This window comes from Paucibacter sp. TC2R-5, assembly GCF_025717605.1.
Lineage (GTDB): Bacteria > Pseudomonadota > Gammaproteobacteria > Burkholderiales > Burkholderiaceae_C > Paucibacter_A > Paucibacter_A albus.
Genome location: NZ_JAJIRQ010000007.1, coordinates 241,430 through 256,648, shown reverse-complemented (window position 1 = coordinate 256,648; position 15,219 = coordinate 241,430). Strand labels below are relative to the sequence as shown.

At 63.0% G+C, this 15,219-nt stretch carries 11 protein-coding genes; 8 read left to right on the top strand and 3 right to left on the bottom strand.

Going from position 1 to position 15,219, the window contains the following annotated elements; translation table 11 throughout:
- Positions 1–4: 4 nt before the first annotated feature.
- Positions 5–526 (top strand): cupin domain-containing protein, encoded by a 522-nt coding sequence (locus LNV08_RS17425; RefSeq protein WP_263535004.1) that lies wholly within the window; start codon positions 5–7, stop codon positions 524–526.
- Here LNV08_RS17425 and LNV08_RS17420 read toward each other — a convergent pair.
- The 3 genes from LNV08_RS17420 to LNV08_RS17410 are packed head-to-tail and all read right to left on the bottom strand — an operon-like array spanning position 505 to position 3,211.
- Positions 505–1,335: a head GIN domain-containing protein gene (locus tag LNV08_RS17420; protein WP_263535003.1), complete on the bottom strand. Its 831-nt coding sequence runs from the start codon at positions 1,333–1,335 to the stop codon at positions 505–507. The genes LNV08_RS17425 and LNV08_RS17420 overlap by 22 nt on opposite strands.
- Positions 1,332–2,099 (bottom strand): LytR/AlgR family response regulator transcription factor, encoded by a 768-nt coding sequence (locus tag LNV08_RS17415; RefSeq protein WP_263535002.1) that lies wholly within the window; start codon positions 2,097–2,099, stop codon positions 1,332–1,334. Before LNV08_RS17415 ends, LNV08_RS17420 begins: the two co-directional genes overlap by 4 nt.
- On the bottom strand, positions 2,096–3,211 hold the full coding sequence (locus LNV08_RS17410) for a sensor histidine kinase (protein ID WP_263535001.1): 1,116 nt from the start codon (positions 3,209–3,211) through the stop codon (positions 2,096–2,098). Before LNV08_RS17410 ends, LNV08_RS17415 begins: the two co-directional genes overlap by 4 nt.
- Positions 3,212–3,417: 206 nt before the next feature.
- On the opposite strand from LNV08_RS17410, the gene LNV08_RS17405 reads away from it, so the two are divergent.
- From LNV08_RS17405 to LNV08_RS17375, 7 genes are all read left to right on the top strand, one after another.
- Positions 3,418–3,981, top strand: a complete 564-nt coding sequence (locus tag LNV08_RS17405; RefSeq protein WP_263535000.1) for a single-stranded DNA-binding protein — start codon at positions 3,418–3,420, stop codon at positions 3,979–3,981.
- 209 nt (positions 3,982–4,190) lie between these two features.
- Entirely contained in the window at positions 4,191–4,874 is a 684-nt protein-coding gene (locus tag LNV08_RS17400; RefSeq protein ID WP_263534999.1) for a DUF1345 domain-containing protein, read from the top strand.
- A 94-nt stretch (positions 4,875–4,968) separates the two neighbouring features.
- Positions 4,969–6,168, top strand: coding sequence for a class I SAM-dependent methyltransferase (locus tag LNV08_RS17395; RefSeq protein WP_263534998.1), 1,200 nt, complete (start codon positions 4,969–4,971; stop codon positions 6,166–6,168).
- 88 nt (positions 6,169–6,256) lie between these two features.
- Entirely contained in the window at positions 6,257–9,925 is a 3,669-nt protein-coding gene (locus LNV08_RS17390) for a hydantoinase B/oxoprolinase family protein (protein WP_263534997.1), read from the top strand.
- 272 nt (positions 9,926–10,197) lie between these two features.
- On the top strand, positions 10,198–11,463 hold the full coding sequence (locus LNV08_RS17385) for a nitronate monooxygenase (RefSeq protein ID WP_263534996.1): 1,266 nt from the start codon (positions 10,198–10,200) through the stop codon (positions 11,461–11,463).
- A 183-nt stretch (positions 11,464–11,646) separates the two neighbouring features.
- The gene (locus LNV08_RS17380) at positions 11,647–13,005 is read left to right on the top strand and encodes an HD-GYP domain-containing protein (RefSeq protein ID WP_263534995.1); all 1,359 of its coding nucleotides are present in this window, start codon (positions 11,647–11,649) and stop codon (positions 13,003–13,005) included.
- Positions 13,006–13,092: 87 nt separating this feature from the next.
- Positions 13,093–15,219: a M13 family metallopeptidase gene (locus tag LNV08_RS17375; protein WP_263534994.1), complete on the top strand. Its 2,127-nt coding sequence runs from the start codon at positions 13,093–13,095 to the stop codon at positions 15,217–15,219.

Here is a 15,219-nt window from a genome sequence, read left to right as displayed (position 1 = left end):
CCGAATGAGCACGCCGATTGAAGAGTCACCCGCAAGCAGCGCGGGCAAATCCGCCGAGCTGCGCCAAAAACTGATTCGCAACTTCTTGGAGATCCCGCGCGAGCGCTTTTTACGCGAGCCGGTCTATGACAGCATGGTCGGCGGGGTGACCGAGGGCACCGTCGCGCGCAAGCTCGGCTGCGGCGTCGATACCGTGCCGCCCGGCAAGCAGAGCTGCCCCTATCACTTCCACCACAGCCAAGAAGAAATGTTCATCGTGCTGGAGGGCTCGGGCACCTTGCGGGTGGCCGGGGAAATGCTGCCCATCAAGGCCGGCGACGTGATCTGCATTCCTTGTGGGCCCGAGTTCCCGCATCACATCATCAATACCTCGGATGCCGAGCTGAAGTATTTGTCCATCAGCACCCAAGACCGCCCCGAGGTCTGCGAGTACCCTGACTCCGGCAAGATCGCGGTCTTCTCCAAAGGCCCCGCCTTCATACAGCGGCGCGACAACACGCTGGATTACTGGGACGGCGAGCGCTGAGGCAAGGCCGGCAGCGCGGGCACGGAAGGAGTCGCCGGCGCAGCAGGTGGAGCGGGCGGCACGGGTGGCGCACGCCGGTCTCCGCGCGACAACACCTTGGCAATGCCCGAGGTGGTGCGCGTGACATTGGGCTGGCCCCAGTAGGCAATTTGCCCGACGCCGGAAACATCCAGATTCAGCTTTTCGCTGACCCACAGGTCGGCGTTGCCGACACCGCTGATCTTGACGTTGGCGGCGTGCGCGCGCAGGTCTTCGGCGGCCAGCCTGCCTTTGCCCGAAATCTTCAAATCCAGCAGATTGACCTGGCCGCGCAAGAAACCTTCGCCGGCGCCGGAGATGCTGAAGTCCAGCCGCTCGGCGTGCAAATCATCAAAGCGGGCCGAGCCTGCACCGGAAAGCTTGATGTTCAAAGGGCCGGCCGAGAACCTGGCGGGCGCGTGCAGGTCGCTGGCCCCGGACAGCACCAACTCTTGCAATTGCCGCATCGTCACCTCGATCTGCAGGCGCTTGCCGGGCCACATCTTCCAGCCCGTGTTGCTGCGGAAATCCAGCTTCCCTTGGTTCAGTGTGACCGACACGCCTTCTTGCTCTTGAGCATCGCCGGCGATAAAGACCTCGTCTGTCTCGCCCTGCAGCAAGCGCACATTGGCCGAGCCGGCCAGCTCGATGCGCTCGAACGGCCCCGGCGCATAGACCCGGCCCTCTAGGCCTTGCCTGAGGGCAGGCTTGGAGCTCGTTTGCGCGCAAGCGCTGCCTGCCGTCATGGCTACAAGGGCCATACAGGCGATGGTCATTTGAAGTTTGCTCATATCGATTGCTCCCGAAGTTTTTTGGAGACATCCCGGTTGGCGGTGAAGCGGGAGCCGTCTTGCATCTGCACGATCAATTGCGAGTTCTCGTCTGGCGTCATTGAGACGACAAAATCGAGATTGACGATGCAGCTGCGCTGAAGTTTCAAGAAGCGCTGAGGGTCCAGGCGCTGCTCGAAAGAAGTGATGGGCAGGCGCACCAGATATTGCTTGCCGGCGCTGGCCACGGCCGTGTATTTGATGTCGGAGCGCAGGTACTCGATCGCGTCCACTTGCAGCGGAAAGATCTTGCCTTGGTCGCGCACCAGAATGCGAGTGAGGGGACTGTTATCTTCGGCGGCTGCGGCCGCTGCGGCCTCCACCGTGCTGCTGTTTGAATCGCTGCTAACGACGGAACGCAGCGCATGTTCAACCGCCTCATTGAAGCGCTCTTGCGTGAAGGGCTTGAGCAAATAGTCGGCCGCGTGCAGCTCGAAAGCGGCCAAGGCGTGTTCGTCATAGGCGGTGGTGAAGATCACGCGGGCCTGGTTGCCGTCCTGGTTCTCGGCCAGCGTGCGCAGGACCTGCAAACCCGTCATGCCGGGCATATTGATGTCCATGAAGATCAGTGCGGGCTGCAGGCGGCGGATCTCGGCCAAAGCGCTGAGGCCATCGGCACAGCTGCTGACCAGCTCCAAATGCGGCAGCTGCGCCACCCATTCGGCCAGCGCCTCGCTGGCGAGCGGCTCGTCTTCTGCAATCAAAGTGGTGATACGTGTACTCATATTGGGGGTATCCAGATATCGACGCGAAAGCCCGCGCCGGGAGCGGTGTGTGTTTGCAGCCGGGCGCGGCCCTCGTAATCTAGGGCGAAGCGGCGGCGCAGTGCGCCCAGGCCAATGCCCTGGCGCGGGTTTTCGGCGGGGCTCGGATGCAGCAAAGCGAGCTCGCAGCCGGCGCCGTCGTCTTGTACCGTGAGTGCCAGGCCATGGGTCAGCGCGTCGCGGCGCGCACTGATGCTGATGGTGCCGCCGCCGACCTTGGGCGCGATGCCATGCACGATGCAGTTCTCCACCAGGGGCTGCAGCGTCAGGGGCGGGATGTCGTCGTCCAGGGTGGCGGGGTCGATGTCCCAGGTTTGGCGCAGGCGGGCGCCCAAACGCAAGCTCTCCAGCGCCAGGTAGTCGCGCACAAAATCCAGCTCCTCGCGTAGGCTGACGCGATCTGCCGCGTCGCGCTTGCTGTCCAGCACATAACGCAACATGTCCGAGAAATGCATCAGCGCACTCTCTGCGGCCTTGGCGTCCTTGCGTGTCAGTGCGATCAGCGAGTTCAAGGTGTTGAACAAAAAATGTGGGTTGAGCTTGCCGCTGATGGCCGCCAACTCGGCTCGCGCCAAGGCGCTCTCGGCCTGCGCTGCCGCCAGCGCGCTGGCCCGCGCCTGGGCCGAGCTCAACACCGCCGTGAAGCCGGTGGCCAGCGGCACATAGACGAACACGCCGCTGATGCCGCGCCACAGCGCCGCTTGCATCAGCATGGCATGGGCATGCTCAGGGCCGAACAGCAGGCTGGCAAGAACAAAATCAGCTGCCAGCCAGAGCGCGCTGAAAAGCAGCGCGGCCAGCGCATGCAGGCCCAGCAAGGCCAGTAGACCGCGCTGCGCACGGTGCAGATGCCGCACCCAGGGGAGCACCGCCACGCCCAGCAGCATCGGCGCCCATAAAGTCAGGCTGGCCTCGTAAACGGCCGACCAAACCTCCCAGGCGCCTTTTTTGTAATCGGTGCCTGCCAAGACAAAGAGCAGCCAGCTCACCAGGCAGATGCCTGCATAGGCCAGCCAAAAGCGGCGCCGTTCGCTGCCGGCGCTGGCTTTTGGCTTGTTGATGAGTGTGTCCATGGCGCCATCTTAGGCAGGCGACCCGGCTTTGCGCCCGGGCCGGCGATCAGATGCAAGAACCGGGGTTTGGTTTGCGGCGCGCCGGTGTTGGCGGCTTATCCGCTGGCGTGGAGGCGCCTGGGGATAAGCCTTGGTCGAGACTTGGCGGCAGCGGCATAATCCTCGCTCTGGACATCCGCAAGTGCTAGCAAGAAAGAAAGCCCATCATGGCCTCGGTCAATAAAGTCATCATCATCGGCAACCTGGGCAAAGACCCCGAGTTGCGCTACAACCCCAGCGGCGTAGCCTTCTGCACGATCAGCCTGGCCACCACGCGCAGCTGGAAGAACCGCGAGTCGGGCGAGAAGCAGGAAGAGACCGAATGGCATCGGGTGGTCTTCAATGACAAGTTGGCCGAAATCGTTGGCCAGTACTGCAAGAAGGGCAAGCCGCTCTACGTAGAGGGGCGCCTGCGCACCCGCAAGTGGACCGACAAAGAAGGCAAGGACGTTTACACGACCGAGATCATTGCAAACGAAATGCAATTGCTCGGCGGCCGTGACAGTGGCGGCGACGAAGGCGGCGGCGGTGGCTACGGCGGCGGACAAGCCCGTGGTGGTGCTGGCGGCGGCGGTGGCTACGGCGGTGGCGATGAATATGGCGAGCCCGCTCGTGCCCCTGCGGCCCGCGCACCGGCTCCGCGTGCGCCAGCGCCTGCACCTCGCGCTGCGGCACCGGCACCACGATCGGCCACGGGCTTCGATGATATGGACGACGATATTCCCTTCTAAAACCTAGTTCGCTGGTTTTTGTTCATACAAAGCCCGTCTCCGAGAGGAGGTGGGCTTTGTTTTTTTCCTCGCCCAGCGTTTCGTTCGTGGCTGTACAGACGCGGGCTGAGCAAGCATTTGCAACGCGGGCTGACCGGCACTCGATAAGTGCCCGATCGCACAATGACGGCGACGCTTGCTAAGCGCCGGCGCATAGAAAGAAGTACCTGATGGCTTCGACACAAACAGCTGTGCTGCGCATCATCCGCTCGAAGGTGAGGTTGCTGATCGCCATCTGTGTAGCGCTGGCGGTGGGCCTGTTGGCGCCCGCCGTCGGCGCAAATCACGCGATCACCCGCTGGCTGCTGGCCTGGAACTGCGGCGCGCTCTTGTATGTATTTTTGGCGGCCGTGATGATGGCGCGCTCCACCCCGCACAGCATGCGCCGGCGTGCGCAGCAGCAGGACGAAGGCCAGGCGGTGATCCTCACTTTCGTGGTGGTGTCCACCGTGGCCAGCTTGGCGGCCATTGCCGGCGACCTGGCTTTGGTGAAGGAGTTGCATGGCTTTTTGAAAGCGGCGCACATCGCTTTGGCGGGGCTGACGGTGCTGTCGTCCTGGGCTTTCGTTCAAGTCATGTTCACGCTGCACTATGCGCATGGCTATTACGGCAATTTGGCGCGTGGCGAAGCAAGCGCCCAGCCGCCGGGCCTGCAGTTTCCGGGCGATGAGCCACCCGACTACTTCGATTTCTTCTACTTCGCCGCCGTTATCGGCACCTCAGGGCAAACCGCCGACGTCGCTTTTGTGTCCAAGTCCATGCGCCGACTCGGCACCTTGCACTGCATCCTGGCCTATTTGTTCAACACCCTGGTGTTGGCGCTGCTGATCAATATAGGCGCCAGCGTGATTTGATCGCGCTCGTCTTTGTGGCTTGGTTTGGGCATGTTGATGAAGGCGTCGCTGACAGAGCAGATCCTGCTGCGACCAATCCGACCGAGAATACGGCATGCATACACAAGACGACGCAAACCAAATCAGCTGGATAGGTAACGAGGGTCAGGCCCTCAGTGCTTGCTGGCGCTCCATGGCAGGACTGCCAGCTCCCAAGCGAGTCTATGTGGTGGACGACACCGTCGACGCTGACACCGCTTACAAATGGGCTTGCGAAGGCATAGGCCTGCTGTGGTGCGGTGACTTTCAGAACGCACGCTTGCTGATGCAAGCGATGGAGCGCCGGGTTGAGTCCAAGGCCGAACGCGCTGCAGCCAAGGCCGCCAAATTGGCCAAGCCCGGCCAGCCTGCCGCCTCGGCGCATGAGGTGTTCGTCGCCCAACGCAAAGCCCAGGCCTTGCGCTCGCGGGTGCTCAATATGCTTTTGCTGCCTTTTGATGCCGACCATGGCGTACCGCTGCGCCGCGCGCCCGATGTGCGTGAGGCCGGCGCGCAGGCGCGTGGCGAGGTGGCCGAGCATTACGTCGCTTCCTTGCGTGAGCTGCAAGGCCTGATCGGCGCGCATGAGTGGCGCAAGAAGGGCGTGCATGTGGGCGCGTTGAGGGCCGCCATCACGCCGCATTACGGCGTCTTCTCCCCACTGCGCGGCGAGTACCTGGACCTGGTCGCACACGCAGCGCTGCCGGCCAGCTTGAAGAGCAGCGGCAAGGCCGGCGTCGCCTTTGACATCGGCACCGGCACCGGCGTGCTGGCGGCGATCCTGGCCAAACGCGGCGTCAACCATGTCGTGGCGACCGACCAAGACCCGCGCGCCCTGGCTTGCGCGCGCGACAATCTCGAAGCGCTGGGCGTGGCCACACGTGTCGAGTTGCAGCAGGTCGATTTGTATCCGCAAGATCAGCGCCAAGCCCATTTGATCGTCTGCAACCCACCTTGGCTGCCTTGGCGGCCTAACTCGCCACTTGAGCATGCCGTGTACGACCCCGACAGCCGCATGTTGCGGGGCTTTCTGAATGGGCTGGCGAGCCGACTGCTGCCGGGAGGCGAGGGCTGGTTGATCATGTCCGACCTGGCCGAGCATTTGGGGCTGCGCACGCGCGAGGAGATGTTGGGCTGGGTAGCAGCAGCCGGCTTGCGCGTCGTCGACCGCAGCGACGTCAAGCCTCAACATGCACGCGCCAGCGACAAGCAGGACCCGCTCTTCAAAGCTCGCTCGGCCGAGCTGACCTCGCTGTGGCGCCTCGCCGCCGTTTGACCGAGTTTGACCGAGTTTGACCGACCAAGGCGGCGCACCGCGCGCAGCTTTCGAATTAAATGAACCTGACCCCAGTTTGAGTTTGTAGATGATGAAGCCTCAAGTCGCGCCCAGCAGCTCCGATCGTTGGCAGTTTTGGATCGACCGGGGCGGCACGTTTACCGACTTGGTGGGCCGCGCACCGGGTGGGGTGCTGCATACGCTGAAGCTGCTGTCCGAGAACCCAGAGCAGTACAAGGACGCGGCGGTCGAGGGCATTCGCCGTTTGCTGGGGCTCAAGCCGGGCGTGGCCATCACGCCGGACCTGGTGGACTGCGTCAAGATGGGCACGACGGTCGCCACCAACGCCTTGCTGGAGCGCAAGGGCGACCCAACGCTCTTGGTCACTACACGCGGTTTTCGTGATGCGCTGCGCATCGCCACGCAGGCGCGGCCGCAGCTGTTTGCGCGGCAAATCGTGCTGCCGGAGCTGCTCTACAGCCGTGTGATCGAGGCGCAGGAGCGCTACGGCGCCCAGGGCGACATCGTGCAGCCGCTGGACGAAGGCGCGCTGCGCCTGGAACTGCAGCGTGCGTTTGACGATGGCCTGCGCGCCTGTGCCATCGTCTTCATGCATGCCTATCGCTACCCCGCTCATGAATTGCGGGCCAAAGCCTTGGCGCAGCAGATCGGCTTCACTCAGATTTCGGTCTCGCACCGGGTCAGCCCTTTGATGAAGCTGGTGCCGCGCGGCGATACCACCGTTGTTGATGCGTATCTGTCACCTATTTTGAGGCGTTATGTCGAGCAGGTCGCCGCGCAGATGCCGGGCGTCAGCCTGCTCTTTATGCAAAGCTCGGGCGGCCTGACCGAGGCGCATCACTTTCAAGGCAAGGACGCCATTCTGTCGGGCCCGGCCGGCGGCATCGTGGGCATGGTGCGCACCGGCTTGGCCGCCGGCCACAGCAAGCTGATCGGCTTTGATATGGGCGGCACGTCAACCGACGTCAGCCATTTCAATGGCGAGTTCGAGCAGACCTTGGACACCGAAGTCGCCGGTGTGCGCATGCGTGCGCCGATGCTGAGCATTCACACGGTGGCAGCAGGCGGCGGCAGCGTGATCAGCTTTGACGGTGCGCGCTTGCGCGTTGGGCCTGAGTCGGCCGGCGCCAATCCTGGGCCGGCCAGTTATCGACGTGGCGGCCCCTTGGCGACGACCGATGCCAACGTCATGTTGGGTCGCATACAGCCGGACTTTTTTCCCAAGTTGTTCGGACCGCAGGCGGATCAGCCACTGGACCGTAGTGCCGCTGCGCAGCGCTTTGCAGCCATGGCGGCCGACATGTCGCGCGCCTTTGGCCGAGCTGTCGCGCCCGAAGAGGTCGCCAGCGGCGCCTTGCAGATCGCGGTGGGCAGCATGGCCAATGCGGTCAAGCGCATCTCGGTGGCGCGCGGGCTTGATGTTACGGAGTACACCTTGCAATGCTTTGGCGGCGCCGGCGGTCAGGCCGCTTGCCTGGTCGCCGATGCGCTGGGCATGAGCCGCGTACTCGTTCATCCCTTCGCCGGCGTCTTGAGCGCCTACGGTATGGGCCTGGCCGATCGCATGGCGATGCGCGAAGCCTCGGTCGAGCTGAGCCTTGATGCGGCCGGCCTCGCTGCAGCGAGGGCACAGGCAGGTGTATTGGCCGAGGCAGGCCGGGCCGAACTGCTGGCGCAGGGCGCGGCCCTGGCTTCGCTGCGCAGCGCCATGCGCTTGCATCTGCGCTATCAAGGCACCGACACCGCGCTGAGTTGCGACTTGCTTGAAGGCAGCAGCACGAGCGAGCTGCGCGCGGCATTTGAGGCCGCCTACCGCCAGCGTTTTGCTTATTTGATGCCGGGCCGCGAGCTTGTCATCGAAGCCGTCACCGTCGAGTGCATTGCGGCCGGTGAGGCGCTGGTGCAGGCCGAGAGCCCGGTCGAACCCGAGCCGCACCGGCCTCAGCCCGCTGCCGAGTTGAGCATGTATTGCCCCGCTGATGACAAGTCAGCCGGCTGGCGCGCCGCGCCGCTGTTTGTGCGCGAGCGTTTGCAAGCCGGCGCGCAGCTGGATGGCCCGGCCATTCTGGCCGAACGCAATGCCACCACCGTCATCGACCCCGGCTGGCAGGCGCGCCTGATGGCCGATGGCCGGCTTGAAATTTGCCGTGTGCTGCCGCGTGCGCAGGCCTTCGCCATCGGCACGCAGGCCGATCCGGTGATGTTGGAGATCTTCAACAATCTCTTTATGAACATCGCCGAGCAGATGGGCCTGCGCCTGCAGAACACGGCGCACTCGGTCAATATCAAGGAGCGGTTGGACTTCTCTTGCGCGCTGTTCAGCGCCGCCGGTGATTTGATCGCCAATGCGCCGCATATCCCCGTGCATCTGGGCTCGATGAGCGAGTCGATTCACACGGTGATCGCACGCAACCCACAGATGGCACCGGGCGATGTCTATGTGCTCAACGACCCCTATCACGGCGGGACTCACTTACCGGACATCACGGTCGTGACCCCCGTATTTTTGGATGATTTGATCGCCAGCAAGCCCAGCTTCTTTGTCGCGTCCCGCGGCCACCATGCCGATATCGGCGGCATCACGCCGGGCTCGATGCCGCCCTTCTCCAGTTCGATCGAGCAAGAGGGCGTGTTGATCGACAACTTTTTGCTGGTCCAGGGCGGCCAGCTGCGCGAAGCGGAAATGTTGGCACTGCTGAACAGCGGCCCTTACCCCTCGCGCAACCCGACCCAGAACCTGGCCGATCTGCGCGCCCAGATCGCGGCGAATGAAAAGGGCGCACAAGAGTTGCGGGCGATGGTGGCGCAGTATGGCGGCGCAACCGTCGCCGCCTATATGCAGCATGTGCAAGACAACGCCGAGGAGTCGGTGCGCCGCGTCATCACGCGCTTGAAAGACGGCGCCTTCACCTTGCCGCTGGACAACGGCGCACAGATCCAGGTGGCTGTGCGCGTCAACGCGGCCGAGCGCAGCGCCGTGATCGATTTCAGCGGCAGCAGCGCTCAGCTAAGCAATAACTTCAACGCACCGCGCTCCATCACGATGGCGGCTGTTCTGTATGTGTTTCGCACCCTGGTCGACGACGCGATCCCGCTCAATGCGGGTTGCCTGAAGCCGCTGCAGGTGATCGCGCCCGAGGGCTGCATGCTCAATCCGCGCTATCCCGCGGCCGTGGTGGCCGGCAATGTGGAGACGTCGAGCTGCGTCACCAATGCGCTCTACGGTGCTTTGGGCGTGATGGCCGCCAGTCAATGCACGATGAACAATTTCACTTTTGGCAATGCCAGCCATCAGTATTACGAAACCATCTCCGGCGGCTCCGGTGCCGGGCCTGGATTTGATGGCACCAGCGTCGTGCAAACCCATATGACCAACTCGCGCATGACCGACCCCGAGGTCTTGGAGTTCCGCTTCCCGGTGCGGCTTGAGTCCTACGAGATCGCTCCTGAAACCGGTGGTCAAGGGCAATGGCAGGGCGGCAATGGCGGCGAGCGGTGCCTGCGTTTTCTGGAGCCTATGACGGCATCAATTCTGAGCAACGGCCGCAACCAAGGGGCTTTCGGCATGGCCGGTGGCAGCGCCGGCAAGCCCGGCGGCAACTGGGTCGAGCGGGCGGATGGCCGCGTCGAGCCGCTGCCCCATATCGGCCAAGCCGAGATGCAGGCGGGCGATATGTTTGTGATCCGCACACCGGGCGGCGGTGGTTTTGGGCTCGCCGCGTCAAAGAACAAATGAACCTGACCCTATTCAAAGAGGCGCTTGATCATGTCAACAAGTTGGGCAAGACAGGCCACTCGGTTTTAGGGACATCCATGCGGGCGACGCCACCCGCTGACGCATTGGCGGCGATACTTGCGTCCAGAGACAAGCGCGTGTTCAAGTCTTGTCACAAGACAAGACAATGGGCGTCATTTTTTGGCACACTCGCACGCGGCAATTGATCTGGCGGCAGGGCTGCTAGCCTCGGCATTGGTGGCCGAGTCCAAACTTCGAAAGTAGATAGAAAAATGAAACGTCTGGATGATTTCCGACTGCGCCTAGGGCGGCATGAGTTGGTGCCTATCGTGATCGGCGGCATGGGAGTTGATATTTCCTCCTCCGATCTGGCGCTGGAAGCTGCGCGCTTAGGCGGCGTCGGCCATATCTCGGACGCGATGGTCAACACCCTGACCGATCGCCGCTACAAGACCAAATACACCAAGGCCAAGCAAGCGCAGTTCCAGTACAACGTGGCCTCCGAGGACAAGAGCGAGGTCAAGTTCAATCTTGAGCACCTGGCCGAGGCGACAAAACTGCACGTTGAAACGACCATGGCGCGCAAGCAGGGCAATGGCCTGATCTTCATCAACTGCATGGAAAAGTTGACGATGAACGGCCCCAAGGAAACGCTCAGCGTGCGCATGAATGCTGCGCTGGATGCCGGTATCGACGGCATCACGCTGGCAGCGGGTTTGCACCTCGGCTCCTTCGCATTGATCGCCGAGCACCCGCGTTTTCGCGAAGCCAAGCTGGGCATCATCGTGTCCTCGCTGCGTGCGCTGCAGTTGTTCCTGAAGAAGAACAGCCGCCTTAACCGCCTGCCCGACTACGTGGTGATCGAAGGCCCGCTGGCCGGCGGCCACCTGGGCTTCGGCATGGACTGGGCCGAGTACGACCTGGAAAAAATCGTCACCGAGATTCACCAATATCTGCTGACCGAAAAGCTGGACATCCCGCTGATCGCCGCCGGCGGCATTTTCACCGGCAGCGATGCGGTGCGCTTTCTGGAGCTGGGCGCCTCGGGCGTGCAGGTGGCGACGCGCTTCACCGTCACGCGCGAATGCGGCCTGCCGGACGACATCAAGCAGGAGTACTTCAAGGCCAGCGAGGCCGACATCGAGGTCAACGAGATCTCGCCGACCGGCTACCCCATGCGCATGATCAAGGCCAGCCCCGGCATTGGCGACGGCATTCGGCCTAACTGCGAGGCCTATGGTTATCTGCTCGACGCCAATGGCAAATGCGCCTACATCACGTCTTACAACCGCGAGGTGGCCGCGCATCCGGGCGAGCGCCGCGTCTCGGTCGCAGACAAGACCTGTTTGTGTACGCATATGCGCAACTTCGACATCTGGACCTGCGGCCAGCTGACCTGGCGCCTGAAAGACACCACCCACCGCAACCCCGACGGCAGCTACCAGTTGCTCAGCGCCGAACATGTCTTCAAGGACTATCAGTTCAGCACCGACAACCAGGTCAGCTTGCCCGAGCCGGAGCTGGCTGTCAGCGCCTGAGCTGGCTTGAGTTAGCCCTGATCGCCATGCCTGGTGAGGCGGCGCTGGTTTCGTGAATTAGTTGTGGCCGATGGTTGCTTTAGGGCCTAGGCCGACAAGGCTGACTGCGGGTTTGCCCTTGTAGCGGAGATACTCGTGCGGAGCGGGGTATTTTCCCTCTGGCTCTGCCCGCCTGGACGTTTCATGAAACTAGATCCCAAACCTCTGAGCGCTGGCTTGAAATTGTCTGAGCTGATGGGCGCACTCAGCCATGCGCTGGACATCACCGAAGGCCAGCCCGAAGGCCATTGCGTGCGCTGCTGCTGGATTGGCATGCACATCGGGCGCGAACTTGGCCTGCCGGACGCGCAGCTGTGGGAGCTCTATTACTGCTTGCTGCTGAAGGATCTGGGCTGCAGCAGCAATGCGGCGCGCATCTGCGAGCTCTACCTGACCGATGACCTGCAGTTCAAGCGCGACTTCAAGCGCGTAGGTGACAGCCTGCCCCAGGTGGTGCGCTTTGTCTTGCAGCACACCGGCTTGAAAGCCGGCTTGGCCGAGCGCTTTCGCAGCGTCTTGCATATCTTTCGCGACGGCAGCGAGATCGCCCAGGAGTTGATCCAGACGCGCTGCCAGCGCGGCGCCGAAATTGCCCGTCTTTTGCGTTTTTCAGAGACCGTGGCGGAAGGCATCTACAGCCTCGATGAGCATTGGAACGGGCAGGGCAAGCCGGCTGGCTTGAGCGGCGAGGCCATCCCGGTGTTTGCGCGCATTGCGCTGCTGGCTCAGGTGGTCGATGTGTTTCATACCGCTGAAGGCATGCAAGCTGCGCTGGCCGAGGTGCGTGGCCGTTCCGGGCAATGGTTTGATCCCACTCATGTGGCGGCGCTGGAGTCGCTGGCGCTGCGGCCGCAGTTTTGGGCGACGCTGAATTCGCCCAGCATCGAGCGAGATGTGATGGCGCTGGAGCCGGGCAGTTTTGAGGTCCCGCTGGATGAAGACTACCTCGACGCGATCGCCGCTGCTTTTGGCCAGGTGGTCGACTCCAAAAGCCCCTATACCAGCGGCCATAGCTCCCGCGTGGCGCTCTACACCGACCTGATTGCCGAGTCCATGGGGCTGGACGCGGCGCGGCGGCGTTGGCTCAAGCGCGGCGCCTTGCTGCACGATGTGGGCAAGCTTGGCGTGAGCAATGCGGTGCTCGACAAGGCGGGCAAGCTGGATGCCCTTGAGTGGCAGGCGGTGCAGCAGCATGCGCTGTTGACCGAGCAGATCCTGGGTCGCATCGGCGCCTTCACTGAGTTGGCCAAGGTCGCCGGCGCGCATCACGAGCGGCTGGACGGCGGCGGTTATCCGCGCGGCTTGAAGGCAGACGATATCGCGATGGAAACCCGCATCATCACGACCGCCGACATCTTCGATGCCATCACCGCCGAACGCCCTTATCGCGGCGCAGTACCCATCGACCAGACGCTGGCGATGATGGCCAAGACGGTCGGCAGTGCAATCGACCCGCGCTGCTTCGAAGCACTCAAGCTGGCGATGCAGAAACTGCCCAGCTGAAGCCCTTTTAAATGGGGGCAGCTTGATTTGATTTGCCGAGCTGCCCATGGGCGAGAATGCCGACTCTTCACGAGAGAGAGACATCCCATGCGCAAGCCCTCAGCGACCCTTTTGAATCTTGGCCAAGGCCTGGCCCTGGCCCCGGCTGTGATGCTGCTCAGCGCTGCCGCCGCGCTGGCACAAGTCGCCCCTGTTGATCAATTGGCTGGGCAGTCGACCGAGCAGCCCCTCAGCGCGCTGCCCTACACGCCGAGTCTGGACCGGCCGTCGATGGACACCTCCGTCGACCCTTGCGAGGACTTTTACCAATTCGCTTGCGGCGGCTGGATCAAGAACAACCCGATTCCCGCCGATCAGTCGCGCTGGTCGGTTTACGCCAAGATGGCGAACGAGAATCAGCGCTTTCTCTGGGGCATTCTGGACAAGCTGGCTACCGCGCCGGACCGCTCCGCTTTGAACGCCAAGCAGGCGCAGATGGGTGACTACTTCGCCGCCTGCATGAACGAAGACGCGGCCCGCAGCCAAGGCCTGGCAGCGCTGCAGCCGCTGTTGGCGCAAATCGATGCCTTGAGCGACAAGCGCCAGTTGCCCGCGCTGCTGGCCGCTTTGCATCTGGCCACCAATAACGAGCGCTTTTTGTTCCGTTTCGGCTCGGGCCAAGACTTCGGTGACGCGACCCAGGTGATCGCCTTCGCAATGGCTGCGGGCCTGAGCCTGCCGGACCGCGATTTCTACGTCAACAAGGACGCCAAATCGCGCGCCATGCTGAAGAAGTTCGAGGCCCATGTGGCGCGCATCTTCGAGCTGGCCGGCGACACGCCCCAAGCCGCAGCCAAGGCCGCTCGCAGCGTTGTGGCGACCGAGACCGCGCTGGCCCAAGCCACGCTGACGCAGGTGCAGCGCCGCGACCCCTACAAGACTTACAACAAGGTTGACGCCAAGGCGCTGCAAGCGCTAACGCCGCATTTCGACTGGTCGGCTTACCGTGCCGGCCTGGGTCTGCCGGAGTCGCTGGCCAGCTATAACGTCACCGAGCCGGGCTTCTTCAAGGCCATGGACAAACGCTTGCAAGCGCTCAGCCTGGCCGAGCTGAAGACCTATCTGCGCTGGGCCGCACTGAGCAGCCACGCCGCCTATCTGGCGCCCGAGATGGTGCAGGCCAATTTTGATTTCTTCGGCCAGACCTTGCAGGGCACGCCGCAGATCAAGCCGCGCTGGAAGCGCTGTGTCGAACTGGTCGACGCGCAACTCGGCGAGGCGCTCGGCGAGGAGTTTGTGCAGCGCAGCTTCAGCCCCGAGCTGAAGCAGCAAGCGCAACAGATGACGGCCGAGATCGAAGTCGCGATGGCCGATTCCATCAAGTCCCTGCCTTGGATGAGCGAGGCCACCAAGACGCAGGCGCTGGCCAAGCTTGGCAGCATCGTCAACAAGGTCGGCTACCCGGAACGCTGGCGCGATTACAGCGCCATGGCGCTTGAGCGGGGCAACTTTATTGCCAATGTGCAGCGGGGCCATAGCTTCGAATTCAAGCGGCAACTGGCCAAGATTGGCCAGCCTCTGGACCGGGGTGAATGGGGCATGACGCCGCAAACCGTCAACGCCTATTACGACGCGCAGATGAACGACATCAACTTCCCCGCCGCCGTGCTTCAGCCGCCGCTCTACGACCCCAAGATGGATGCCGCACCCAACTACGGCAACACCGGCGGCACCATTGGCCACGAGCTGGTGCATGGCTTTGATGACGAAGGCCGCAAGTTCGACGCCAAAGGCAATTTGAAAGACTGGTGGACGAAGAAAGACGGCAAAGCCTTTGAGCAGCGTGCCGCCTGTGTGTCGCAGCAATATGCCGGTTACACCATCGTCGACAACATCAAGATCAACAGCCAGCTGACCCTGGGTGAAGACCTGGCCGACCTTGGCGGCCTGGTGCTGGCGCTGACCGCGTGGAAGCAACATGTGGCCGGGCAGAACCTGCAGCCCATCGACGGCTTGACGCCGGAGCAGCGCTTCTTCGTCGGCTTTGCGCAATGGGACTGCAATAACGCTCGCCCCGAGGCGCTGCGCGTGCAGGCCTTGACCAACCCGCATTCACCGGGCCGCTACCGCATCAACGGTGTGGCCGTGAATATGCCGGAGTTCGAAAAGGCCTTTGCCTGTAAGCCCGGTCAGGCGATGGTCAAGCCGGATTCAAAGCGCTGCAAAATTTGGTAA